This window comes from Fibrobacter sp. UWB2, assembly GCF_002210425.1.
Classification (GTDB): Bacteria; Fibrobacterota; Fibrobacteria; order Fibrobacterales; family Fibrobacteraceae; genus Fibrobacter; species Fibrobacter elongatus.
This window is the reverse complement of sequence record NZ_MWQK01000004.1, coordinates 42308-66673: the sequence shown is the minus strand read 5'-3', so window position 1 is coordinate 66673 and position 24366 is coordinate 42308. Positions and strand designations below refer to the sequence as shown.

Below are 24366 nucleotides of genomic sequence, written 5' to 3'. Positions count from 1 at the left end.
TTAAGCTTGTAACAATACTATCTTTGCCGCGTGGCAAAAAGAATTCCCAAAACGTCAGCTCCGGAGATGGTCAAGGAACGCTGTAATTCGGCGCTTCTGTCGCGTTTTTGCGAGGTTTACATCCCGTTGTCCCCATCGGTTTTTACTTACGGGGTGCCGGAAGGAGCGGATATTCAGCGGGGGAGTGTCGTTTGGGTGCAGCTTGCCCGCCGTAAGCCTACGCTTGCCTTGGTGAGCCGTGTCCATAGCGATAAACCGTCATTTGACGTTCGGTATGCGTGTCCGCATGAGTCGGGGTATGTGTTTTCTGAACGTTATATGGAATCGCTGGAGTGGGTGTCTAAGTATTATATAAGCTCGCCCATGCGCACTCTGAACGTGTTTTGGCCCGCTGATTTTGACAAGTTTCTCGATGCCTTGCTGGCTGAAAAATCTGAACCTCGGGGCGAGGCTTCCTCGAATGGACCTGAAATGGAGGTCTGTTCGGACCTGCCCCCCTTGACAGGCGAACAAGAGACTGCACTAGCTAGTCTTGTTGAAGATTTGGATAAGGATGGTTTTCGAGGAACGCTCCTGCATGGTGTGACTGGCAGTGGTAAAACGAGAGTTTATCAGGAATTGGTGCGCGAAGCGCTTAAGCGCAATAAGCGCGTGCTTATTTTGGTGCCTGAAATTGGGCTTACTCCGCAGACGGCGTCGCGTTTTGAAGATTATTTGAAAGTACCTGTCGTGGTGCTGCATTCGGCGCTCTCGGCTCCGCAAAAACGTGCGGGTTATTTGGCTGTGCTAGATGGCTCTGCAAAAGTGGTGCTTGGGACGCGCAGCGCCATTCTTTTGCCGTTTGATTTTGATGTTGTTATTTTGGACGAAGAACATGATTCTTCGTTTAAGCAACAGGACCCGGCTCCGCGTTACCATACGCGTGATTTGGCTTTCCACTTGGCGCAAAAGTACGGAGCACTTGTAGTGCTTGGCTCTGCAACGCCTTGCCTTGAAACATTCCGCAATGCAAAGGCGGGGAACCTCAAACTGTTGACACTCAAGAACCGTGCGACTGCGGCTCCGCTCCCCGAAGTAAAAGTGATTGATATGGGCAAGGTGCGCCAGCAAAAAGGCGTGCTTATGTCTCCTGCATTGCGCGAAGCGCTTTCGGATTGCATTGCCGGTGGCGACCAGGCGATTATTCTCATGAATCGTCGTGGTTACTCTAAGATTAGAGTTTGTTCTGAATGCGGTGAAACGCTTTACTGCAAACATTGCCATATCCCGCTCGTGTATCATAAACAGTACAATGCGCTGATGTGCCATTACTGTGCTGCGCTTTATCCGGTGAATACTCCGTGCCCAACATGCGGTGCCGAAACGTATGAGTTTGTCGGCGGTGCAATTGAAAAGCTCGAAGAAGAAATTCACGAATGGGTGGCCGATGCGAAAGTAATCCGCATGGATCGCGATACAACGCAGAACGTGGGCGCTGTTGAAAAAATCTTGACATCGTTTAGGAATCGTGAATACAACATTTTGCTTGGAACGCAGATGGTCGCGAAAGGTCACGATTTCCCGGGCGTGAAGCTTGTAGGGATTGTTGGAGCTGATTCGGGCCTTGGCATTCCTGATTTTCGTTCGACGGAACGCTTATATCAGCTGTTGAGCCAGACGGCGGGACGCGCGGGACGTGCTGGTAGCGGTGGCCGCGTGTTTATCCAGACGCTTAATCCGACAGAACCTGTGATGCAGTACGCTATTCGCCATGATTTTGATGGCTTTGCTGAGACTGAATCATCGAACCGCCAGATGGCTTTTTATCCGCCGTTCTGCAAGCTTGTGGAAATCAGTTGTGGCTCACGCGATGAAAATCTGCTTCGCGATACGGTGAACCGCCTTGAAAGTATTTTGCGCAAAGAATCTTCGATGACAGTGCTTGGACCAGTCGATGCGTTTGTACCGAAAGTGCAGAACGTGTTCTGGGTAAAGCTCTACATTAAAACGCAAAACCTTGCGGCAGTGCGTAAGGTACTTGCTCCCATTTTGAATGCGCCCAAGGCCTGGGTGCCAAACGTTGAAATCAAAGTTGAACTAGAATAAAATTTGTTCTATATTTGAACAAACGTCGTTTGTAATTAGGGAGAAAATATGCGCTTATTTCTTTTTACTGTATTGCTTGTGCTTGCCAATATGTCTTTTGCCCAAAGTGTCTGGGATCAGTATCCGCCTAAGGGGTCTACGCCTATTGTAAAGAATGAGCCTGAAATATCCCCAAATGAATCGATGTATTCAAGGCCTCGGCTGGAAAAGATTGCCTATAGTTACGGGAGCTGGTATGCGGGTACCCGAAAAATAAGCGATAGCGAAATGGAATCGCTCGTAAGTACAAACCCTGATGCGGCCGCTGAGTTACAAAGAGGAAAAACACTATATAAGCGTGCTTTGGTGCTTTCTGCAGTTGGTGGTGCTGCATTAGGTTTGGGAGTCTGTTTCTGGGTTGATGATATCAGTGGTGGTAAGCCGCTTACGATTGGTGGCGGTGCTGTGGCCATTTTCGCGATAGTGCTCGGTGGAATTTCTGGGAACCACATGACGTCGGCTGTTGAAATTTATAACAAGAGCCTAGGCTACGATACTAGCTTGCAAATAAAAATTGCTCCGACCCCTCAGGGCGGAGCAGCACTAGCATTTGCGTTCTAGCTCTTATTTGTCTTTGAGCAGACCGAAAATTTGACCTTTCACAAGCCAGCTTACGCCGAAGAACGTGAGCGCAATCGCTTCAACGATGAAAATCTTTGCAGGGAATTGAATCGGTAAAACAAGCAGGAACAAAGTGCAGAACATGCCGATGCCGCAGACTCTGTAAATGATGTTGCGGATTCTTTTTTGCTTGGTGTCGCTTTCGCCAAGAGTGAAAAGAAATAGGCTGTTGATGGCCAAAAGTATAAAGAAGATAACTGCCGATGTTAAGTGGATGACGTTAGAAACGGCTATAGGCAATTGGAAAAATCCAACGATTTTGCCGTCTGCAGCGGAACAGTCACAAGGGAAAATGACAATCATCAAGCCGAATATGCCTGAGGCTGTTGCGACAAGTTCATCGCGCCAGTCGTAGCCCTTGTAGCAAATCAGAACGACTGCTGCCGTTGTCAAAATGCCTGCAAGTGCTGGGGTCAAGTAATATGTAGCCGAGATGGAGAGTGTTGTCCAAAAATCGTCGGGAATTTTTGCGGGCTGAACTTTGGCAATGATGGCTGCTCCGGCGAGCGCAATCCACGGGAGGATCATCCCTAAGAAACCTGCAAAATTGCGGATTCGCTTCATCCAGGATTCTGCGCATCTCTTTGTGATGGCTTTAACATCTTCAGCATTGCAACCAGAAGTAATATTTTCTTCGCTCATAAAGTCCCTTTTGTTCTGTTGTCTACAGATGTCATTAATATAACAAACTCTTTAAAAAGTCTTATTTATAGTTCTACGATAAATCGGTAAAAACAAAGTGCAGAAACGCCGAGAATAAAGATGAGTACGATCACGAACTGTATTGGATGCTCATGAAAATCGTAATCGGCTTGACCGTACGTGAACTTACCGCGGACAATCGCGCTTATGAAAAGTGCTAAGAAAAGAATGCCTAAAAGAAGTGTCATGGGGAATAAAGATGTATATGGGTGTTGTTTATTGTTTATAAGAACTCGGAATCTCAATGAGAAGCTCATCTTTAATGGTATTAGATTCCTTGTAATTATTTTTATCCCAATACCATACTGTATAGTGATAAATCGTATCGTTTGTCCCGTCTAGTACAATTGGTTCTGCTCTGTCCCAATCAAAATTTAATCTGCTTCTGGTTTTATATTGTTCTTTATCGGAACCGAAATGCACCTGCGTCAGCAAGAGTGATTGATGAAAGTCCCTTATATCAACCGTCTTTTGGGCTAGCAATTGTCGCCCACCTCCCGATTTACGTTTTATATAGATTTCTACATCAGCAGCTTTTCTTAGATGACGCCTGCACGGGAAAACATCCCCACCAATATAAACATTGCAGTAACTTGCAGCATAAAATTTCAAACTTCCGCTCCAAGTTTGTTTATAATTTGAATCATTTTGACTATAGGAAATATCCTTTTGTTCCTTTCCATTGATAGTGTATTCCAGCACATATTTTTCAGTAAACTTAAGAGGACCATCTAGAATCCCGTAAATATCTAATTTTTCAGCATCATCATAATACGCCATCATTCCTTCTATAACAGGATAAAAACACGAAGACAGCAGAATGGATATAGAAAAGAATAAAATATTTCTGAGCATACAGACAACCTTATGTTTGCTTCTTTGAGCGGCCTAAGAAATACCCATCACAACAAAGTCCCACAAGCTTGTCAAAACCGATACCAACCCAATGGCTGGCAAAACAAAGCAAAAGGACGGCGTTGGCGGCAGGAACAAACCAACGATAAAAAGAATCGCACTAAAAGCATATAGTGAATAGAAAAATATTTTGTTCATTGTCTAAAATCTAGTAATTATTCTGCTTTTACCTTAGCTCCATTCACTTTGCTGATTTCTCCGTCGAAATAGACGAAGTCGCTGTCTTTGTTTTTCCATACAGCGCGGAAAATGGTGGGGCGTTTGATGCCGTCGGAGTAGGTTTTGTAGTTTTCGCATTGCGCTTCCCACGGGGTGTATTCGATGGTTCCATCGGGTGATATTTGACCACGATCATTTGTTGTAAACGAGGTCATTTCGTAAGCGTTGTTGAAATGGAAAATTCCGGTTGCGGTTACGCCTTGGTTTGTAATTGTAGCTTCGACGGTGTGGTCATCAATTTGCTTGAACGTGATGAAATCTTTTAGGAGTGCTTCTGGCAAAAAGAATGCTTCGGCGAGATAGGTAATGAGACAAGCCTTGTCCATTTCTGGGCCGGTCTGGTCAAATAGCGTAACGATTTTTGCGAGAACGCCTTTCATTCCGCCTTTGCCGTTCATGTAGTAATCGTAGCCTTGGAACGGGATGCCGAACATTTTGCTGTCGATAAAGGCGAGCCTTTCTGGTGAATCGGCAAAGTCCACATGCGTGTAATCGATTTTGATTCGCGGCTTATTCACGCCCATGCCAAAATCGACATTTTTGTATTCCATGGTTAAGTGCGAGCGTCTTTCTTTGCCGATGTAACCGCTTGTTTTGAGATATTTTTGGATGAGATGTGGGAGGTTTGCGATACTTGCGGAATCTAGTGTTCCGGTGATTGCTGTGACGCTTTGCAACCTAGCCTCGACATCGTTCTGAAACTGCGTCTTGACGGGTGAATAGGGAATATTGAACCAAATTGCTAAAAGTAAAATGAGGGAGGCTATGATAATCAAGATGGTCATGAAAAATCTCTTTGCGGGTTTCATTTTTTGCATGATTTTTTTTGATGTTTGAAATTAATTGGAGCAACCTTTTGTCGGGTTGATTTTTGAATCGTTTACAAGACTCGCGATTTTTTTTGCTAAACGCTGGGCGTTGGGATGATATTCATCAATGTCTGGAAGTTTCAATATTATCGTTGTTGCGTTTTTATTATTGGCAAGTTCAACAAATGCGAATGGATGGAAACATAGGTCTCCTACCCAGGTGTATTCAATTTCCGGTTGATAATAGGTGATTTCTTCAATAATGTCTTGAACTAAGTCACGCGGCAAGTCGTTGCGATAACAAGAATCTTTTTGCGATTTTTCGCTGCTTATAATTTCACTGCTTATATAACGGAGTTCTGTTGCTTTTAGAGTTATAGAATCTTTATATACGGATATATTCGCTGTGAACTCATCTTCTCCGTTTTGTATAGATGCGAATATATTGATGTCGCTATTTTTATCGGCTTCAGGATGGTTCGAGTAAAAATCGTTTATGGATAGTTCAAACCGTTCCGTTTGAAAAACGTATCCAAACGCTCGATTGTATAGAAGTTCAGATCCTGACAGAATTAGGAAAAACGTAATAAATGAAATGGTGAGATAACAGGTCTTTTGCTTTTTTGTTTTTTGGCTTGTGGTGAGGTCAAATGTTGATAAAGGAAAAATAGCTATGAGTAGCCAGCAAATACACCATGCAAAAATATAGGGTCGCTGTGTAGAATCCTGCTCGTTGATTGCGTATATTACGGATATCGAAAGTGAGATGACAGTGATAATTGTGAGTAGAATTGATACGGTTTTCCCTGCAATGAACATTGCCCTGGGATGCTTGGTCGAAATGTTGGCGAAAATGCCTAATAGTAAAGGAATTATTGCAAAAATGATAAAAAGTACAATATTTACAATTATCATGAATAATGCGTCTGTCGGTTCCATAAATTCATTCCATTAGTTGTCTGTTTAAAACAAATCCAACGTGCTGTCCAGGTAAATTTCTTCGCGGACTTTAAGCTTATGCTCGGGTTTGGTCATGTAATAAAGCAAAAATTCCAAAATGAGAGCGCTGCCGAGGCTACGGCCTTCGATTTTAAAGTGCTGGAATCCTGCGGGGGCGTAGATGTTTTGAATGTCCTCAATCCCAATAAAGCCGGGATTCTTCATCGCATCGGAAAAATGGTAACCCCTTTTGGCTGTGGGGGAGACGCAGACATGGTCTTCGCTGTTTTCGCCAAGGCTTTTCTGGCTCACGTTCTCGTAGCATTTTTTGCGGTCATAGCAGCCGAACCAACAACATTCATTGCAAAGAAATTCAACCTTTTGCTTTTGTGCGTTTGTAAGTGCGTTCAATTTGTCGAATTGCTTGTTGAGTCTGAAATCGGGAACGACATAGCGGAATTCTTTGCGGTCTAGCTCCGCTTTGAACAACTCAAAATCAGTGATGACTTTCGTTGTCGAGGAGACGAAATAAAAGTTAGGGTATTTTGTTTTGATGTAATTCAGCAACAGGTCGGAATGAATGATGATTCCGTTTTGAACCGCGCGCATCTCGCCATTGTCTTGAAATGCGCGACTCTTGTCGGCTTCTTGAATTGTGTGCATCTCGTTAGCATTGGAAACTGCGCCGTTTTTAAACATTTTGCACAGCTTATTGCATCGAGTGTCTGCTAGATGTTCTTCGCGAATCAATGAATTGCTGAAAGTGAGTCTTGCCGAAATCCCGTATTCGTGAATAAGTTCTGCAACTTTTCGCGGCTCTGCTTCGCCAAAACCTACGCGCCCGCCGCCCCAAATGCAATCGCTTGGCGCTCCGTAAATGGAGCCAATTTCGCACCAGTCGTAAAACCAATCCCGGTGTTCACGCCAAAGTGGCAAGAATGCTTTGTACAGCTCGTAAAATTCAAACAGTCCGGGGAGGTGGTAAAATATTTTCATATTACTTTAATGCGGGTAGTTCTTTTAAGAGGGAATCTAGACGCGCTGTAAAGTGGATTGCACCCGGATAAGCGAGGTGGTCACGGTCGTATGCCATATCGCCGGTATAGTCGTGATCGCCCATTTTATTTTCGTCGAATAATATAAAGTTAGGATAGGTTTTAGAGAGGTCTGCAATTTCTTGGAGCAATATGGGTGCTTCGCTGCGGGGAATGCCGTAGCGACCAAATGCGCCCGTCTTCTTGTAATTCGGGTTCTGCGGGAAGACGACTCCGATAAAGTAAATGCCTTTTTCGTGTGCTGTTTCGACCATTTTCTTTAAGCTGTTAAAGTTTGTGCGGTATGAACCGGGAGACCTTCTATACAAATTGCTGTCCGAATCGACTTGAGGCATTTCTTCCCAGACTGATGCTCCTGGAATTGAATCTAGGCCGCGAGTTTGGCGGTATTTGTTTGCGTAGCTTGATATGCCCGGTGAATCGTACGTCAGTTCTGCAAGTCCTTCGGGGTAGCCGTCTTTCCAGTAATTGTGATCCTTGTCGTAAACGTATCCGGGACAGATTTTTGCGCGTCCATTAAAGAAGCTACCGCTAAAGGTGTTGAATCCGCGGTCGATGTCGATGGATGATACGATGTACTTGACTTTGGACATGTGCGGAATAATGTAATTGTCGTACAAAAATTCGGAGCCGCTGAGGGTGTTCCCGATAAAGGCGAGGTTGACTCCGAAAAATTCCTCGCTGAGTTCCATCGGGGCTACGCCATGTTGCGCTCTAGATGAACCGATGATGACGACGTCGGCCTTGTCTTTGTATTGCCAAAGAAGTTCCATTTTGTAACGGGCTTCGGCGAAGACCTGGGCTTGTCCGGCCTTGTAATAAACGCCTGCGCTATCGGTGTCTAGTTCGAAATTAATTTGATAAGGGACTCCGGAACTGGATGATTCGCTAGAACTTGATGCGGTGCTGGAACTGGATTCTTCGACGCTTGAGCTCGAAGTAACTTCGGAACTAGAGGATTCTGCAAGCAGGGAAGAACTGCTAGAATTTATTTGTTCGGAACTTGAACTTGGAACTTGCTTTTCGGAACTTGAGCTTTGTGCAATTTCGCTAGAACTTGAACTTTGCGCTGGTTCGTTTGAACTTGAACTTTGCGGAGATGTGCTGGAGCTAGAATTTAGCGTGGGTGTACTTGAACTGGAGCTTTCTGCGTGAGCGCTAGAGCTAGAACTTTGTGCGAATGAACTTGAACTAGATTTGGGCTTCGGAATAATCTTTTTAGGTTGTACCCATAGGCATGGATGCCACAGTTCTTCGCCTTCGGCCAAGTCGATAAATGTGGTATCAACTGTGCTTACGAGGACAATCTTTTTGTGGGATCCGTTGATGTTAGTCAATGTGGCGACCAAGTTTGAAGTGCTTGATACCCATTCGGTGTGGTCGAACGTGTTGCCGTTTGGGGCCGCAATAGATTGAATCAGTTTGCCTGTGCTATCGGCGATGAGAATGCGTTCGTGTGTTGCATAGTGTGAACCGACAAATTCTTGGCCTGTTTTTCCGCCAAAGTCCAAGAATGCGGTGCGTTTTGAGCCGTCTTGTGCGAGGCTTACATTGCATGCTTGTTCCTGAGAGTACCAGATGTCGTTCTTTTGCCCATAACGTACGCGGAGGCGCTTTGCTCCTGTGACTGAGAGGCTGTTGTCTTGGGCGATTCCTCCGTGGAAGGTGCCGTCAAAAAGTTTTTGTGGTGTGCCGAACTTGTCGTTTGCAAAAGTGACTTGCCATGTACTTTGCGCTAGCCATGATGATTCTTCGGAATTGTTGCCTGCATCGGTCACGTAAACGATTGCGGTGTCTCCATTTTCGAGAATTCTCCAGCGGGGGATGGCGGCGCTTTTGACTTGGAGTTCTATAGGTGTAGAGGAATTTTCTGAAAGTTCCCTAATGTATAATTTAGACTCGCCCTGAATGCCTTCGGGCTTGGTTGAGAATGCGACGAATTTTCCGTTGGGCGAAATTTCAGGATGGTAGACGTTTAGTGTGTCGTGAATTTCTGAAACTTTTAGGTTGCCGTTGTTGTAGTCGATGAAGGCTAGGTTGTTGGTGACATCGTTGCGGAAAGCGAGTTTCATATTGTAGGAACCGGTATAGCTCTTGAGCGTTGCGGCGCTAGCGATAGGTTCGATTTTACTTTCGCTGATGTGCCCGTTGCTTGTGAACCACGCTGGTTTGGGGATGACTCCCAAGGCGAGGCGGAACCCCACGTACTTGGCCATGGTAGAAGATGTTACGGAGTAAACGTCACCGCGGCTGTACAGGTTGCTGTTCGCTTTATCGGAATTGTAGTTGCCACCTTTGATAATGCGTTCGCCGATTTCGCCGCCGTCAGTTGAACCTGTAAAGTTGGTGATGGTAGTGTCCTTCAAAATCCCGAGCCAGTCGTTGGTCCATTCTGTGATGTTGCCCGAAAAATCGCAGAAGCCGGCGCCATCGAAACCTTTGCTGCAAACGGTATGGACTTTGTAATCGGAATTGCTGTTGTTCCAACTGTTCTCGTGATCCCAGCCAAGTTGGGCCGACAGAATCCATTCCGCTTCGGTAGGGAGCCTGAAACCTTCAATTTCTAAATGCGTTACGAGGCCTTCGATGTCGGTGCAATGGTTTTCTTCGTCAAAACTTGCGTTGGTGTATGTGTAAACTGTATCCAAGCCTAAAGATTTACTCTTGGCGTTTGCGATTAGGATTGCATCAAAATAGGTGACGTCGGTGAGAGGCAGACTGTCATTGGCGCAGTTTGGTTTTAGCCGGTCAAATTCCTTGTCCAGTTTTTTGTAGTCGCCGCAAGTGAATTCATGGACATCCATGTAAAACTTGTAGTTGAGTTTTGCGTCCATCTGCGGCTTTTCGCTTGCCCTTGCCGAAGACTTGTCGGTACCGATAAAGAATAATAGCTCTGGATGATAAACTTCTATCATCGAGTCGAACGTTTTGGTGAGCGTGCTGTCAAAAACCTCGACGGGATTTTCTTCGTCGACGGAAGGTCCTTTGGCTACAATGTCTTCGGAATTTGCGTTTACGCAAGCATCTAAGCAAAAGAATAATGCCAAAGCAGTAAAAAAGAATACTGTTTCTTTGCAGCGCATAAATCGATCCTAAATTCAGTCCTATTGAATATAGTTTATTATGGTAAGCTCTGCACTTCAACTTTTCGCAACAATTCACGAAAATGACGAAAAAATCACAAAAAGTAAAAATGTCATTATCTGACATCCTTTAAACCTATATTTGTCATGTAACCTTCAGAAAGGAGGCCTGCAATGGCTAATGAAATGTTTTATATCAAAGTTGAAACGCCCCAAAATGCGACGGTTTATGCGTTCACCCGTAGTGTGACGGGGATTCTCGATTATGCGGGAACTGCTTCTGCTACAGAATATGATTTTTCTCATATGCAGTGTGTTGACGGGAGTGCTTATTTCACGCCTTCTTGGTACATGTACTTGCCGAAGGAATTGCAAGCGACGATTAATGTCTATTTGCCAAACGATATCAAAAATTTAGATGTTGGGCAATATTCGTTCTTGTTGCATGTGGGGGCGCTTTTGCTTGCCGTTGATGAACGCGATGGTCTGCTTATCGCGGAACTTTTGCGCCGTCGAGCTGCGGTGTTTGCGAACTTTTTGCCGATTGTGTTACACCTCATAAAGCCCGTAGCGGCCGAGGCTCTGTTTGCGTATGTCTATGGCGGTTTCCGTGGCGACTCTGACTTTGCGCAGATTTACAAGGCTAATGCTCCTATTTCTACAGGCGAAACGAATGTTGCGGCGATTCTTTTGGAGGCCGCAAAGGATGCTCTTAAACCGAATCCCGAAATGGAATCGCCGGAGGAGATGTTTATTCGCTATTTCCGCGAAGCGGAATCATTTGATTTTACGATTGGGCTTGTGGGCGCAACGAATCATCCCTGGATTGCGGGCATCGAAAAATATGAATCGGTCGTTAAAACGGCGACGGCGTTCCGCTTCTTTGATGATGCTACGGTTGGCGCCAAAAGTCAGGAATTTTTCGCATCGCTTGCGACCATGGTGCAGGCGGAACCGTACAATCCGCATGACCATAATGCGATTAGCGTGAGCATTGATGACTTGGGGGCAAAGCTCAAGGGCTTGGTTTCCAAGAGCAAGGCTGGGTATCTGCGTGCAACGGGGGCCGCGATTTTGCGCAAGGCGCGTCCAAGCCTGTTTGCGTATGGTTCTAAGCTGTGGCGTTTGGGAGCGGACCCGAGCTTCTTTGAAAATTCCATTGTCGTAAGAATTCACACATAACACCTCACACAAAAATTCCCGCCTCTCGGTAAACGATGGGGCGGGAATTTCAAAGGTTGTGCGCGCGAATCTCGCGGCTTTCTGCACTTGTAGCTTTGGGTGCGATTTACTTCTGGCTTAAAATAGCGCGGAGTTCGTCAGCAGCTTTCTGAAGATCATCGTTCACGATGGTGTATTCGTACTTGCCCTTGGTCTTAGCAAATTCGATTTCTTTCTTCGCGTTTGCAAGGCGGAGCTGGATGACTTCTTCGCTGTCAGTGCCGCGGCCACGGAGGCGACGTTCGAGTTCTTCGTCGCTTGGCGGCAAAATGAAAATGCCGGTGGCGTCCGGGTAGACCTTGTCGAAGTTCACCTTGCCGAAAACGTCAAGGTCAAACAGCACGCGGTTTCCTTCGGCAAGAGTCTTCTCGACAAAGCTCTTGGGCGTTCCGTAGTAGTTGCCGTGAACCAGGTTGTATTCGACTAATGCATCGTCCTTGATCATCTGCTCGAATTCTTCCTTGGTCTTGAAGAAGTAGTGGACTCCATCGATTTCGCCTTCACGCGGCTTGCGCGTTGTAGCGGAAATGGAATACTTGATGTCCGGGAAATCCTTGATGACAAGATCCTTGAGGGTGGTCTTGCCCGCGCCACTGGCGGCACTCATAACGAAAAGCTTGTTTTTCATTTTTTAGTCAATGGTCAATAGTTGTTAGTCAATAGCCATTAGCTTTAACTAGGCTCTATATGCGCCAAATATAGCTAATAACCAAAGACTAACAACTCGCTCGTCTATTTCTTGTCTTCGATGTACAGCGGGCGCTGCTTGACTTCGTCGTAGATTCGGCCGATGTATTCGCCGAGAATGCCGATGGTCAAAAGCTGCACGCCTGCGAAGAACACGATGGCGGTCATGAGAGATGCCCAGCCCGGAACCGTTGTCGCAGGGGAGAGGAACTTTTCGAGAATCGACCAGACGAGGAGTGCAAAGCCGACGATTGTAGCAATGAAACCCATGTAGAAGCTAATCTTGAGCGGAGCCGAGCTGAAGCCCGTGATGCCGTCGAACGCGAGGCGCAACATCTTCTTGAGCGGATACTTCGAAGTGCCTGCGGTGCGTTCGGCACGGTCGTACTTGACGCCTATCTTCTTGAAACCGACCCAGCACACGAGCCCACGCAAGAAGCGGCTGCGTTCCGGGAGGTTCTTGAGCTGGTCCACCACGCAGCGGTCCATGAGTCTGAAGTCGCCGGTGTCAGGCGGAATGTCGATGCTCGTGAGCTTGCCAATCAAACGGTAGAAGCAGAAAGCCGTAAAGCGCTTGAAGAGCGTCTCGCCTTTGCGCTTGTTGCGCTGGGCGTAAACGACCTGGTAGCCTTCACGCCACTTTTCGAGCATCTCGTGGATGAGGCTCGGCGGGTCCTGCAAGTCGCCATCGATAATGACGACGGCTGCGCCTTGGGCGTGGTCGAGGCCTGCGCTGAACGCTGCCTGGTGGCCGAAGTTACGGCTAAAGTTGATGATTTTGTTGTTCGGGTTCCCGGGGAGGAGGCCTTCCACGATTTCTCGGGTGCGGTCCTTGGAACCGTCGTTTACGAAAATGAGTTCGTGTTCGATATCCTTGAGCTCTTCCTCCAAGACGCGGTAGGTTTCGGCAACGATCTCTTCTTCATTAAAAACAGGTATAATTACGGATAAAAGCATAGTGCAATTATAGCAATTTAAAAAATAGTTACTAGTTAATAGTTGTTAGTTACTAGGGAATTTTTGTATAAATTACTTCTAGTAACTTGGAACTGCGGCGAAGCCGTTATGGTATAAGTACGGGGTTGATGATGTCTACGTGGCTACAGTTGATGCCTTCCTTGGGGTACGACTTGATTGTGAGCTTTTGAACGCCCGCGATGTTTGCCTCGACTTTGTGCAATTCGCTGTTTTTAAAGAACGGAGTCTTTGCAAGCGATTTGCCGTCGCCGATAACTTCTACCGCAACGCCATCGCTGCAAAGCGATTCGTCGTCAAGGCCAACGGAGAACCTGACCGTAGTAAACTTTTGTCCGACATCGAAAACTGTTGTTGAAGAGGCGTGCATGCCAATGCCGCTTATAAAGCTTTGGCCGTTAACGCTGAGCTTGTTCCCTTCAATGCTCTTGTTCTTGCGCATGTTGCCCCATTCCTGCTTGTGGCTTTCGATAGGGTAGTCCGAGAGGGCTATAGCGCCGTTTCCCTTTTCAAAGTAGAACTTGGAAACATCGGCGAGCTTGCTTTTTGTAGCCAAATCTTGCACCAGGAATCTCACTTGGTTGAATCCAGGCTGCAAACTTGCGAGGTCCACTTCCTGATCGTAAGAACCGAACTTGTAATCGCCTTGTTCGATTATTTTGTCGTTGATAAGGAGTGCGAACTTCCATTTGGCAGCGGCCTGTCCCTGTTCCTTGAGCTCGTAATGAACTTTGAGCATGGCGGGCTTTGTGGCGATAGAATCGGCGGGGGCGACTTCCAGTTCGTTTATGGCGATAATCTTTTCGGGATTGTAGTTCTTGCGGCCATTGAACTTCGCTATCTGGACCCAGTAGTTGTTCGTAATCAAGATGTTCTTGACTCCCGTCAAATCCATCTCGCGTTCAAATACGTCGCAGGTCGTGGCGATGCGGTGTTCCACGGCTTTCTTGTGGTACGTGTGGCTGTCCCAGCAGTCCAGTCCGCGGATGTAATAGACTTCGCCCTTGTACTTTTCGATCAAGTCCTTCATGTCGCTGTTCGACATTCTGCGGGCATTGTCGTAATGGATGGACGATATGCCGTAACCCACAAAGTGCCAAGGACGGCCGTAAATAAAGAATCGGTCCGCTTGCGGCAGTTCCTTGAGCCATCCGAGAATTTCGTACTCTTCGATGGTCAGGTGGTTGCGATTGTACATGATATTGTCATTGAAATTCTTCTTGTAATGGAACGTCCATCCGGTAAAGGCGAGAGCCACAATCAATACGCCGAGAATCGCTCCCGTTCCGTTCTGCTTTTTGCTACCTGTCGGGGTAGTAAAGTACTGGATCATGTGCGTAATTGGGAGGGCTGCCACAAATGCCATAGATGGCAACATCACGAGGCTATAGCGCTGGTTGATTTCGATGCTGAAATCGCCGGAGACGTTTTCGAGAATCACATACGTCTGGATGTGGTAAAGGAGCAAAAAGGCGAGAATCTTGAGGTACGTGAAATCGCTCTTTCTTGCATCGTTGATGGCGCGGAAGATGAGATAAATGCCGCCGATGGCGAACAAATAGTTAAAGTAGCTGAGGAACGGATTTGTGAGGTTGCCGTTCTTGTCGAGCTTTGCGGTCATCACATCCCAGTTCTTGGCGAGGTCTTCAAAGAAGTGTCCGTGGGCTTCAAATTCGCCACCCTGGAAACCGAATCCCTGGAAGTAGCTAATTGTGAGGAGTACTGGCACGGAGAAGAGCGAAAGCGTCACGAAGAAAACAGGGGCTTTTTCGTCTTTCTGGTCGAGAAGTCTCGGGAGCGCAAAGAGGACGAACGCAAAGACACAGAAGATTGTTTCTTGGCGGGTCTGGGCGAAGAAGGCGAGGATAAGGGCGAGGAGCATCCAGTGCATGACCGTGTTCCTGTCGTATGCCCACTTAAACACGAACAGAGCTAAAGCCGAGAGGAATATATAGAGCGGTTCAACGGACATGGCGCGGAACTGGAAAAGTACCGTCGGTTGGAGTGCCATGAGTAGCGAGGCAAGGAAGGCAAGGAGGGGTTGTCTGGTCCAGGCGACAATTGCAAGGAACATGAGTAGGAATGAAAGCGGGAGCATCACGAATTCGGCCGTGAAAATCCAGCGGAGATCGGTGCCGAATAGCGACATGCCGAGGCGGTAAAGGAAGGATAACCCCTTGGTCTTGAAACTATTTGACGTGGCCTTGCATTTGAGGGTGCCTTTGTCGAATTCGCCCTGGTTGCAGGTGCCGGATTCGTGGTTGTAGTACATATTTTGGGCGACGGACATAAAGACGCTTTCGTCACTTTGGACACGGTGGCGGGCCTCGATTTGCGTGAAGGCGAAAATCGAAACGGCGACGGTGAACACGAGCGTCATGATGCTTACGGACTTTGCGGGGAGGATTCCCTTGAACCATTCCCTAAAATCCTTGCTCAAAAAGCAGAAAAGAATGATCCCAAGAATGAACTGAATCGCAAAAAGTGGGAGCGGCCAGCTCAAATCCATGCGACGGATGGTTTCCCTGTGATTGATGTTCGGGGCAAGGTAAATAAGGAAGGGGATGGCTATGGCAATGAGGGTGCCTAAAAAGCCTGTGGGGTGAGCTAAGTTCTTGAATAGTCTCAAGATAGCGTCTTTGATATTCATTTGGTTCCTTCTCGATAACACGTAAAAGCGCTCCAGGAATTGCTTCATTTGGGGCGTTTTGGGATTATTTTAGGTTGTTGCGAAAATATAACTTTTTATTGCTTTGGGCTTTTCATTTGACAATATACCTTGAGAGTTTCGCAAGAAAAAACTAAATTTGCCGCGTAAAAACAAAACTCTAAAGGGGTTAGACCGTGCAAGATTCATTAGTTACAAAAGCAGCTGACAACGTCCGTATCCTTTCTGCCGCAATGGTGCAGAAGGCCAAGTCCGGACATCCGGGTGGAGCCATGGGCGCCGCAGACGCCATCACGCTTTTGTTTGCTGAATTCTTGCGTTACGATCCGGACGATGCCAACTGGATGGCTCGCGACCGCTTCTTCATGGACCCGGGTCACATGAGTCCGCTCCTCTACTCCGAACTCGTCCTCACGAACCGCCTCACGCTCGAAGACGTGAAGAACTTCCGCCAGCTTGGCAGCCGCACTCCGGGTCATCCGGAAGTCGATGTCGCCCTCGGTATTGAAAACTCCTCGGGCCCGCTCGGTATCGGTCACGGCATTGCTCTCGGTGGTGCTATCGCCGAACGCTTCATGGTCGAACGCTTTGGCTCCATCCTCGAACACAAGACCGTCTGCCTCGTTTCTGACGGCGGTCTCGAAGAAGAAATCGCATACGGCGTGGGCCGCATTGCAGGTCACCTCAAGCTTTCGAACCTCATTTTCTTCTACGACGCAAACCAGGTCCAGCTCAGCTGCAAGACAGAAGACGTGATGGACCACGACTTCGTGAAGCAGTACGAATCCTGGGGCTTCCGCGTTATCGAATGCGACGGTTCCAACATTGCTGAACTCCGCAAGGCATTCAAGGCCGCTTGGGCCGAAACCGAAAAGCCGGTTCTCGTCTACGGTCACACCACGATGGCCAAGGGCGCTATCGCCGAAGACGGCAAGAGCTACGAAGGCGCTGTCTCTACGCACGGTCAGCCGCTCAATGCCGCAGGTGCTTCTACCTCTGCTACCGTCAAGAATCTCGGTGGCAATCCGGACGATCCGTTCCAGGTCTTTGACGACGTGAAGGCTGGCTTTGAAGCCCGCGCTAACGAACTCCGCAAGCAGGTCGCCGAATGGAAGAAGGCTAAGGCCGCTTGGGATAAGGCTAACGCCGAAAAGTCCGCAACCCTCAATGAATGGCTCTCGGGCAAGGGTCTCAAGATCGACCTCTCCAAGCTCAACATCAAGGAAGGTGTTGCAACTCGCGTCACGAGCGGTACAGTTCTTGGCTACCTCGCCGAAAATTATCACAACATCATCTGCAGCTCTGCAGACCTTTCGAACTCCGACAATACGCAGGCATTCCTCGACAAGACGGGCATCTTCCGCGCTAACGACTTCAAGGGTGCATTTGTCCAGGTCGGCGTTGCAGAACTCACGATGGGTGCCATTGCAAACGGTATCGCTCTCCACGGCGGTCTCTATCCGATTTGCGCAACGTTCTTTGTCTTCAGTGACTTCATGAAGCCGGCAATCCGTATGGCCGCTCTCATGGGCCTCCCGGTCAAGTACGTGTTTACGCACGACAGCTTCCGCGTGGGTGAAGATGGCCCAACGCACCAGCCGATTGAACACGAAACGCAGATTCGTTTGCTCGAAAGCCTCACGAAGGCTAGCGGTAAGGCCGAAATGCTCGTGCTCCGCCCGGCAGATGCTTACGAAACGCTCGCTGCATGGGAAATGGCTTTTGAAAACAATGACAGCCCGACGGCTCTCATCCTCACTCGCCAGGTCGTGAACACGCTTCCGGGTGAAAACCGCTACGAAGCAGCTAAGGCTTGCCGTAAGGGCGCTTACATTGTCAGCGACAACACTGCCGCAGGCAAGAAGCCGGATCTTACTTTGGTTGCAAACGGCAGTGACGTTCTCCTCGAACACCAGGCTGCTGAACTCCTCCGCGACGAAGGCAAGTCTGTGCGCGTGGTTTCCATGATTAGCCCGGCTCTCTTCCTCAAGCAGCCGAAATCTTACCGTGATAGCATCATCGCTCCGTGGACTCCGGTGTTTGCAAAGTCCAGCGGTCTTCCGCTCTTGTTCGCCCAGGTCGTGGGTGGCTTCGGTAAGGTCTCTGGTCTCGAACGCTTCGGTGCTTCTGCTCCGGCAGGCGTCCTCGAAAAGGAATTCGGTTACGTTCCGGAAGCTGTTGCCGCAGCCGCTAAGGAATACCTCGCTGAATACGCCAAGAACGTCGAAGACTTCAAGAAGGCAAACGCTTAAAAATCGGGGCCGCAAGGCCCCTTTTTCTTTTGTAATTTTATTGTGATTTTGCGCACTTTCTCTTTAAAAAGTGTTATATTCAAAGCATGATTTGCCCGTTTTGCAAGAATGATAACGACAAGGTTGTCGATAGCCGCGTGAGTGGCTCGTCGATTCGTCGTCGTCGTGAATGTTGTGCTTGTGGCCGTCGCTTTACGACCCGTGAATATATCGAAGTCCAACCGTTGACCGTTATCAAGCGCAGCGGCGAGCGCGAACCTTTCCAGCGCGAAAAATTGCAACGTGGCATTATGAACTCCTGCAAAAAGCGCCCGGTTTCCATGGACGATATCGAACAGCTGGTGACGCGCGTGGAAAATTCGTTGCAGATGTCGGAAGGCTTTGAAGTGAGCTACGATCAGATTGGCAACCTCGTGATGCAGGAACTCAAAAAGCTTGACGCTGTGGCGTATGTGCGTTTCGCTTCCATCTACCGCGAATTCAAGGAAGTGGGCGAGTTCGTCGACCAAATTAAAACATTGGATAAATAAATTAGGAATTCGGAGTTGTCATCCTGGAGGGCGTGAAACGACCGACGGGATCCAGTGAATTTTCTATTTTTTCTGTGTCATCCTGAGCCCTTCGACAAGCTCAGGACAGGCTCCGCAACGAAGTTGCGAAGTCGAAGGATCTAGGATTCATTTTCTCGAATGGCTTTTGATTTAAAAAACAAGTTAGCGATTGCGCACGAAAAGCGCGCTCCGTTATTCGATGTAACGGATGCTTTGCGCATTGTGAATGGCGCTGCCGATGGTTTCCCGGGACTCACGATAGACAAGTTCGGTGACCGTTACCAGATGCAGTTTTTTGGACCGGAGCTATTGACGAGCAAGACCGAAATTGTCGAGGCCTTGGGCGCTCTTTTCAATCCCGTTTGCGTAGTCTCTAAGGAACGCCTTTCGAGCTCTGGAAAATCGCTTGAGAACGCTCCGATGGATGTCGTGATTGGTACGCGTGAAGATGCCGTTGGAACCGTTCGCGAAGGCAATGCCAATTTTCATGTGGACTTGCTCGATACAATCAATCCGGGGCTTTTTTTGGATATGCGTCACGTGCGCCTCGAAGTCGAAGAACGATTCCGCGAAATGTCCGGCGCATCTCCGGCGAATCTCGAAGCCTCGGCGCATCCCGAAAATCCCGGCCTCCGTTTTTTGAACCTATTCAGCTATACATGCAGTTTCTCCGTACACGCCCGTCTAGGCGGTGCTGCGGTTGCTACAAACGCCGATATCAGCGGCAAGATTCTCGACAAGGGCCGTGAAAATTACGCCTTAAACGGCCTCGATTTGCGCCCTGGAGAGTTCTTCCGCGGTAACGCTATCGAATACGTGCATTGGGCTCAAAAGAAGGGCTTACGTTTTGACGGTATCGTGCTAGACCCGCCGAGCTTTGCGCGTTTCAAGGGCTTTAACTTTAACGTGCGCGAACACTTGATGCCGCTCGTTGCTGACTGTGCAACGCTCCTGAATCCGGGCGGATTCTTCATGGTGAGTTCCAACTACAGCGAATTCAACCTGTCCGCTTTTGCTCGCGATGTCCTCGCCGCAGTTTCTTCCGTGCACCCGAATGCAAAAACGTCTTGGAAAAAATCCCAAGACGTAGACTTTGTCGGTAGCGGTTCTACAAAAGATTCTTGCTTAGTCGCGACTCTTGTAGAGGTATGAGGTAAGTGCTTAGAACTTAGAACTTAGAACTTAGAACTTAGAACTTAGAACTTAGAACTTAGAACAATCTCTTATCTAAGAGCAAATAACTAAGTTCTAAGAGCGTAGCGGTCTAAGTTCTGCCAACTGCGGCGTAGCCGCTCACTCCTCACCACCGTCCATTTCAATTTTAAGCTCTTTGAGCTTGCGCCAAAGTGTAGCACGGCTAATGCCGAGCTTTTTGCAGACTTCCGTCTTATTGTTCTTGCATATACTGAGCGCATGCAGAATGTGCCTGCGTTCCATCTCGTCGAGCGAAAGAATTTCTTCATCTTCGGCGGGTGCCGGATTATGCGTGATGAACTTCGTCGGATTGTGCGTTAAAAGCCCTGCGCTATCCGTCTTGCCCGAAATCGGTTCAAAATGAATCGGCTTTCCGAGCGGATTCTCGGCAGACTTTTCATTTTCTTCCGCATCTTCGGCGTTGTCGAAAACAGGCTCGCTAGCGCTTTCTTTAAGGCCGCCGGCGTCCTTGATATGCGGAATCGCAACCGTCTTTTCGCGGGCTTCCACCTGCACGTATTCCGGCAAGTCTTCGAGCTTGATGACGCCACCTTCCGAAAGCACAATCGCATGCTCCATGATGTTTTCGAGCTCGCGGATGTTGCCGGGGTAGGGGTACTTTGTCAAAGCGTAAAGAGCCGCCGGTTCAAGGTCATGGATTTCCTTGCCCTGCGATTCCTTGTTCTTTAAGATAAAGTAACGGATTAAGTTCGGGATGACGGGCTTCCTGTCGCGGAGCGGCGGGAGCTGCAAGTGGAACGTGTTCAAGCGGTAATAAAGGTCCTCGCGGAATCGCCCTTCGTGCATCGCCTGTTGTAAATCGCGGTTGGTTGCCGCGATAATGCGGATGTCGAGGTAGCGGGCTTCCGTTTCGCCCACGCGACGGATCTCGTGGCTTTGCAGAAAGCGCAAAAGCTTCACTTGCGTTGCAAGCGAAAGCTCGCCGACTTCGTCGAGGAAAAGCGTACCGCCATTGGCGGATTCAAACAAGCCCTTTTTGTCGGCGGTAGAGCCTGTGTACGATCCCTTCTTGCTACCGAAGAGTTCGCTTTCCACGAGGTTTTCGGGGATGGCGCCGCAGTTGACCGGCACAAACGGTTCGTTCGCGCGCTTGCTGTAGCGGTGGACGACGTTTGCCAAAAATTCCTTGCCCGAACCAGACTCGCCGGTTATAAGTAAGGTACTGTTGGTCGGTGCGACCTTATAAACTGTTTTTAGAATTTTGCGCATCTCGGGCGTGTCGCCGAGAAGGCTGTCCAACACCTGGGATTCCATGAGCTGCGTGTTGGACTTGTTTTGCTGCTGTGCCTGGATTTTGCTTGCCGTGCTCTCAAGGAGCGATAGCGTGACCGGCTTCTTCAAAAAGCTGCTTGCACCACGGGTAATGGCGCTAGCGGCACCCTGCCAGTTGCGGTCATCGCACAGGACAAAGATTTCGATACCAGGCTGGCGTTCCTTTAAATAGCTGATCAAATCCATATTGTCGAGCATTAAAAAAGGAACCTCGATAAACGCAAGGTCTATCGACGTCTTTTTTATTAGCGGCATCAGAGTCTTATCGTCGGAGCAGACCAGGAGGTTCGTTCCGGCTACAGACCAGTTCCGCTGTAGCTCCTCGACAAATTTCCGATCAAAATCAGCGATCAGGATATTCATCATTTATGCTATTACGAATGTGCCTTGATAATCTCGTCAACTTTGTTGCGGAGCTGCTGGAGATCCAGCGGCTTGCTGAAAATTGCGGCAACATCGAAGTGCTGTGCCGTTGCAAGGTAGTCTTCAGCAGAAGTACGGCCACCACCGCTAATCGCGATCGTGCGGTCGCTCATGCCCATACGGCGGAGGTCAAGGACAACTTCAAATCCATCGCCTTCCGGCATGATGATATCGGTGATAATCACATCGTACGTATTCTTCTGATAAAGCGACTTAGCCTTCTTACCGTTGCATGCAGTATCGACAGTGTAACCTTTCAATTCCAGAGCAGACTTCAACATGAGGTTGAGCTGAGCGTCATCGTCAATGATGAGTATTGTAGACATTAAGCCTCCATTTTCTCGTTTCTTATAGACCAATATAGATTAAAAATAGTTCCTTCGCCCAAGGTCGTTTGTACTGTATAGCCCGCATTGCCTTCTTTTAGCAGTCTTAGTGCCGAAGACAGGCCCAAACCGAGGCCTTCGCCTGGCGCCTTGGTCGTAAAGAACGGTGAAAAGATGCGTTCGAGCGTGGCTGTATCCATGCCGGTACCCGTATCTTCGACAGTGATTTTGGCATATGTGCCAGCTTCGATCTGCGGGGCGTAAGGCGTGATGAGCGGTTCCGTGAGCACTTCGCGTTTGAGTGCAATCGTGAGCGTTCCGCCATTTTCCTTCATAGCGAAGATGGCGTTGTTTGCAAGGTTGCTGATAATGCGGTCGAGTGCCGATACGTTTCCGACGATGCGGATGTTCTTGTCGAGGTTGTCTGCCTTGACCTTTACGTTCGGCGGGAGCGTAATCCAGAGCTTCTTCACCACGTCGTCGATAATCATGTATGGCGCGAATTCCGTGAGCTTGTCCTTTTCAGTTGTCTTTCCGCGGATGGTGTTCAGGAGTTCCTCGAGGGATTCCTTACCGCGTGTGGCCGCCTTGCGAGCTTCCTGAATGAACATGTAAGCTTGGTTGTCCTTGTCGAGCACTTCGAGGGCGAGGTCGCAGAATCCAATCTGGGAACCGAGAATGTTGTTGTAGTCGTGCGCAAAGCCACCGCAGATGGTGCCCAGTTCTTCGAGCCTCGAGTGGATGTGCTTTTGTTCTTGCAACATGTCTCGTTCTTTTTCGAGACGCATTTCCTTGGTAATGTCGATCTTGATGCCGATGATTTTGTACGGCTTGCGCGGGGCCATAATGGGGATAAACATGTTGTTGAAAATCATGATATCCTTAGCAACACCTTTGCGGACGGCCATGTTGTAGTCGTCCTGCTTCAAAATCTCGATATCTTCTTCCTCTTCGTTTTCTTCATTGAACGTCTTTTTAACTCGTTCGTAAGAGATGAAACTTTGCGGTTCGCCTTCATTACGTGCCAGGAGTTCCTGTGGCAAAATCTTGTTGTCCGGTTCGGAGGTCTGCAACAGGTTTCCGCGGCTCTTGATATCCGTCTGGTTTTGCGTCATGAACACGCCCTGCTCGTTCTTGGACCAAAAGCGGAACGGAAGCGTACTGATAAGCGTATCCAGGAAGTACTTACTTTCATCGACCTTCTTTTTCCAGATGTTCAATCGTTCCTGATAACGGATCTGGTCGAGCTGGTATTCCTTGAACTGTTCATCGCGGTTTTTGATAATCTGCTGGTAATGGAGCGTGTTGGAGACGTCGCTGAAAAAGGCTACGTTATAGTTTGTTGTCAATGATTGACGGATCTGGTAAATCGATACGTTGAAAATATGGTCTTCGTTGTCAATCTTGATTCTTATTTTGTTGTAAGTCGATTCTCTTGAAGGGTCTGTAATCTGAGGGAATATCGAAGACACCTTCTTGTTGTGAATCGCTTCTTGAGTCGTGTGCAAAATGCTGAGTGCGGCCGGGTTGGCGAGCTGGATTTCACCTTTGTAGTTGTAATAAAGCAATCCGTCGACCATGCGGTCTTTTAACTTGTCCAAGAACCACGAAGCGCTTTTGTTCTTGAACGAGACCGACGTAAAGTACTGCCCGGAAAGGATTGCCAAAAATACCGAGATGAACTGCGACCATTTTAAGAACTGGTCGAAGTTGTTGAACTTTGTAGAAATGGGGATGATAAAGTCAAAAAGTGCGGCAAGCGTTATAAAGAACACGAATGACGCCAACATGTATATGCTCACCTGGTGGGGGAGCATGGTGTCGCTGGACTGCACGATATTGCGAAGCATGATGTATGCCGTGACGATAATGCACGGAAGAACAAAGATGCAGAACAGCAATGTATAGAAATAGAAGTACGGCCTTTCTGCAAAGGGGCGGTAGCCAAAGAAGTTGAGGCTTGTAATAGACGACGGGTCGTTAATGAATAAATAAGTCGAAATCAAAACGGCCAAAGCCCCGAGAATATTCAGGAGCTTCCAGCCATTTTTTCGCTTTACTTTCAGGCTTATTTCTGCAGTGTGCTGTATCGCGTTCCCAAGCTGGATCCAGCCAAGAGCCGATGTGCAGAAAATAAGTTGTCTTGCCGTATAGGCTTTTGTGCCTGCGACAAAGTTTTCACCGCTAAAAAAGATGTCGCCAATCAAGTTGCTCGCTTGCCAGAAGATGCTGATAATCACCAACTGGTGAATGGATCTCGGGAGCTGCTTGACGGACGTCTTTTGCCCAAGCATGATGGGAAAATAGCA

19 protein-coding genes are annotated in these 24366 nt (G+C 48.1%); 6 read left to right on the top strand and 13 right to left on the bottom strand.

Features of this window, described 5'->3' with window-relative positions; genetic code table 11:
* The first annotated feature begins 30 nt into the window (after positions 1 to 30).
* The gene (gene priA, locus B7982_RS08450; protein WP_233138447.1) at positions 31 to 2085 is read left to right on the top strand and encodes a primosomal protein N'; all 2055 of its coding nucleotides are present in this window, start codon (positions 31 to 33) and stop codon (positions 2083 to 2085) included.
* A gap of 48 nt (positions 2086 to 2133) precedes the next feature.
* Positions 2134 to 2685 carry a hypothetical protein gene (locus tag B7982_RS08445; RefSeq protein ID WP_088660361.1) on the top strand — a complete coding sequence of 184 codons (552 nt, stop codon included), beginning with the start codon at positions 2134 to 2136 and terminating at the stop codon, positions 2683 to 2685.
* A 3-nt stretch (positions 2686 to 2688) separates the two neighbouring features.
* Here the strand turns inward: B7982_RS08445 and B7982_RS08440 are convergent, their stop codons facing one another.
* The 7 genes from B7982_RS08440 to B7982_RS08410 form a co-directional block, all read right to left on the bottom strand.
* Positions 2689 to 3387, bottom strand: a complete 699-nt coding sequence (locus tag B7982_RS08440; protein ID WP_088660360.1) for a hypothetical protein — start codon at positions 3385 to 3387, stop codon at positions 2689 to 2691.
* A gap of 65 nt (positions 3388 to 3452) precedes the next feature.
* A complete protein-coding gene (locus B7982_RS08435) occupies positions 3453 to 3635 on the bottom strand; it encodes a hypothetical protein (protein WP_012820252.1) in 183 nt (60 codons plus the stop codon).
* A gap of 28 nt (positions 3636 to 3663) precedes the next feature.
* Positions 3664 to 4302 carry a hypothetical protein gene (locus tag B7982_RS08430; protein ID WP_144065940.1) on the bottom strand — a complete coding sequence of 213 codons (639 nt, stop codon included), beginning with the start codon at positions 4300 to 4302 and terminating at the stop codon, positions 3664 to 3666.
* Between the two features lie 215 nt (positions 4303 to 4517).
* Complete coding sequence (locus tag B7982_RS08425; RefSeq protein ID WP_088660641.1) at positions 4518 to 5366, bottom strand: DUF6544 family protein; 849 nt, start codon at positions 5364 to 5366, stop codon at positions 4518 to 4520.
* A gap of 54 nt (positions 5367 to 5420) precedes the next feature.
* Complete coding sequence (locus B7982_RS08420) at positions 5421 to 6329, bottom strand: hypothetical protein (protein ID WP_088660358.1); 909 nt, start codon at positions 6327 to 6329, stop codon at positions 5421 to 5423.
* Between the two features lie 24 nt (positions 6330 to 6353).
* Positions 6354 to 7325 (bottom strand): hypothetical protein, encoded by a 972-nt coding sequence (locus tag B7982_RS08415; RefSeq protein ID WP_088660357.1) that lies wholly within the window; start codon positions 7323 to 7325, stop codon positions 6354 to 6356.
* Between the two features lies 1 nt (position 7326).
* Complete coding sequence (locus tag B7982_RS08410) at positions 7327 to 10431, bottom strand: TIGR02171 family protein (RefSeq protein WP_233138446.1); 3105 nt, start codon at positions 10429 to 10431, stop codon at positions 7327 to 7329.
* Positions 10432 to 10641: 210 nt separating this feature from the next.
* On the opposite strand from B7982_RS08410, the gene B7982_RS08405 reads away from it, so the two are divergent.
* A complete protein-coding gene (locus B7982_RS08405) occupies positions 10642 to 11649 on the top strand; it encodes a hypothetical protein (protein WP_088660355.1) in 1008 nt (335 codons plus the stop codon).
* A 106-nt stretch (positions 11650 to 11755) separates the two neighbouring features.
* Here the strand turns inward: B7982_RS08405 and gmk are convergent, their stop codons facing one another.
* From gmk to B7982_RS08390, 3 genes are all read right to left on the bottom strand, one after another.
* Entirely contained in the window at positions 11756 to 12316 is a 561-nt protein-coding gene (gmk, locus tag B7982_RS08400; protein ID WP_012820245.1) for a guanylate kinase, read from the bottom strand.
* A 104-nt stretch (positions 12317 to 12420) separates the two neighbouring features.
* Positions 12421 to 13332 (bottom strand): glycosyltransferase family 2 protein, encoded by a 912-nt coding sequence (locus B7982_RS08395; RefSeq protein ID WP_085490762.1) that lies wholly within the window; start codon positions 13330 to 13332, stop codon positions 12421 to 12423.
* A gap of 106 nt (positions 13333 to 13438) precedes the next feature.
* Positions 13439 to 16000 (bottom strand): NPCBM/NEW2 domain-containing protein, encoded by a 2562-nt coding sequence (locus B7982_RS08390; protein WP_088660354.1) that lies wholly within the window; start codon positions 15998 to 16000, stop codon positions 13439 to 13441.
* Between the two features lie 194 nt (positions 16001 to 16194).
* Here B7982_RS08390 and B7982_RS08385 point away from each other — a divergent pair, with 194 nt between their 5' ends.
* The 3 genes from B7982_RS08385 to B7982_RS08375 all read left to right on the top strand — a co-directional run bounded on the left by B7982_RS08385 (position 16195) and on the right by B7982_RS08375 (position 19973).
* Complete coding sequence (locus B7982_RS08385; protein ID WP_088660353.1) at positions 16195 to 18270, top strand: transketolase; 2076 nt, start codon at positions 16195 to 16197, stop codon at positions 18268 to 18270.
* Between the two features lie 86 nt (positions 18271 to 18356).
* On the top strand, positions 18357 to 18800 hold the full coding sequence (gene nrdR, locus B7982_RS08380) for a transcriptional regulator NrdR (protein ID WP_012820241.1): 444 nt from the start codon (positions 18357 to 18359) through the stop codon (positions 18798 to 18800).
* Positions 18801 to 18959: 159 nt separating this feature from the next.
* Complete coding sequence (locus B7982_RS08375; RefSeq protein ID WP_088660352.1) at positions 18960 to 19973, top strand: class I SAM-dependent rRNA methyltransferase; 1014 nt, start codon at positions 18960 to 18962, stop codon at positions 19971 to 19973.
* A gap of 141 nt (positions 19974 to 20114) precedes the next feature.
* Here the strand turns inward: B7982_RS08375 and B7982_RS08370 are convergent, their stop codons facing one another.
* Genes B7982_RS08370 through B7982_RS08360 form a run of 3 tightly spaced genes read right to left on the bottom strand, consistent with a single transcriptional unit; the run spans position 20115 to position 24351 of the window.
* Positions 20115 to 21674 (bottom strand): sigma-54 dependent transcriptional regulator, encoded by a 1560-nt coding sequence (locus tag B7982_RS08370; protein ID WP_088660351.1) that lies wholly within the window; start codon positions 21672 to 21674, stop codon positions 20115 to 20117.
* Positions 21675 to 21682: 8 nt separating this feature from the next.
* Positions 21683 to 22057 (bottom strand): response regulator, encoded by a 375-nt coding sequence (locus tag B7982_RS08365; RefSeq protein WP_088660350.1) that lies wholly within the window; start codon positions 22055 to 22057, stop codon positions 21683 to 21685.
* Positions 22057 to 24351, bottom strand: coding sequence for an ATP-binding protein (locus B7982_RS08360; protein WP_158212986.1), 2295 nt, complete (start codon positions 24349 to 24351; stop codon positions 22057 to 22059). The genes B7982_RS08365 and B7982_RS08360 overlap by 1 nt, the downstream gene beginning before the upstream one ends.
* Between the last annotated feature and the right edge of the window lie 15 nt (positions 24352 to 24366).

Bases quoted from the DNA above. Each gene is read 5' to 3' on its own strand.
- B7982_RS08445 (WP_088660361.1), top strand. From the start codon at position 2,134: ATGCGCTTATTTCTTTTTACTGTATTGCTTGTGCTTGCCAATATGTCT.
- B7982_RS08440 (WP_088660360.1), bottom strand. From the start codon at position 3,387: ATGAGCGAAGAAAATATTACTTCTGGTTGCAATGCTGAAGATGTTAAA.
- B7982_RS08435 (WP_012820252.1), bottom strand. From the start codon at position 3,635: ATGACACTTCTTTTAGGCATTCTTTTCTTAGCACTTTTCATAAGCGCG.
- B7982_RS08430 (WP_144065940.1), bottom strand. From the start codon at position 4,302: ATGCTCAGAAATATTTTATTCTTTTCTATATCCATTCTGCTGTCTTCG.
- B7982_RS08425 (WP_088660641.1), bottom strand. From the start codon at position 5,366: ATGACCATCTTGATTATCATAGCCTCCCTCATTTTACTTTTAGCAATT.
- B7982_RS08420 (WP_088660358.1), bottom strand. From the start codon at position 6,329: ATGGAACCGACAGACGCATTATTCATGATAATTGTAAATATTGTACTT.
- B7982_RS08415 (WP_088660357.1), bottom strand. From the start codon at position 7,325: ATGAAAATATTTTACCACCTCCCCGGACTGTTTGAATTTTACGAGCTG.
- B7982_RS08405 (WP_088660355.1), top strand. From the start codon at position 10,642: ATGGCTAATGAAATGTTTTATATCAAAGTTGAAACGCCCCAAAATGCG.
- gmk (WP_012820245.1), bottom strand. From the start codon at position 12,316: ATGAAAAACAAGCTTTTCGTTATGAGTGCCGCCAGTGGCGCGGGCAAG.
- B7982_RS08395 (WP_085490762.1), bottom strand. From the start codon at position 13,332: ATGCTTTTATCCGTAATTATACCTGTTTTTAATGAAGAAGAGATCGTT.
- B7982_RS08390 (WP_088660354.1), bottom strand. From the start codon at position 16,000: ATGAATATCAAAGACGCTATCTTGAGACTATTCAAGAACTTAGCTCAC.
- nrdR (WP_012820241.1), top strand. From the start codon at position 18,357: ATGATTTGCCCGTTTTGCAAGAATGATAACGACAAGGTTGTCGATAGC.
- B7982_RS08375 (WP_088660352.1), top strand. From the start codon at position 18,960: ATGGCTTTTGATTTAAAAAACAAGTTAGCGATTGCGCACGAAAAGCGC.
- B7982_RS08370 (WP_088660351.1), bottom strand. From the start codon at position 21,674: ATGATGAATATCCTGATCGCTGATTTTGATCGGAAATTTGTCGAGGAG.
- B7982_RS08365 (WP_088660350.1), bottom strand. From the start codon at position 22,057: ATGTCTACAATACTCATCATTGACGATGACGCTCAGCTCAACCTCATG.
- B7982_RS08360 (WP_158212986.1), bottom strand. From the start codon at position 24,351: ATGCTTGGGCAAAAGACGTCCGTCAAGCAGCTCCCGAGATCCATTCAC.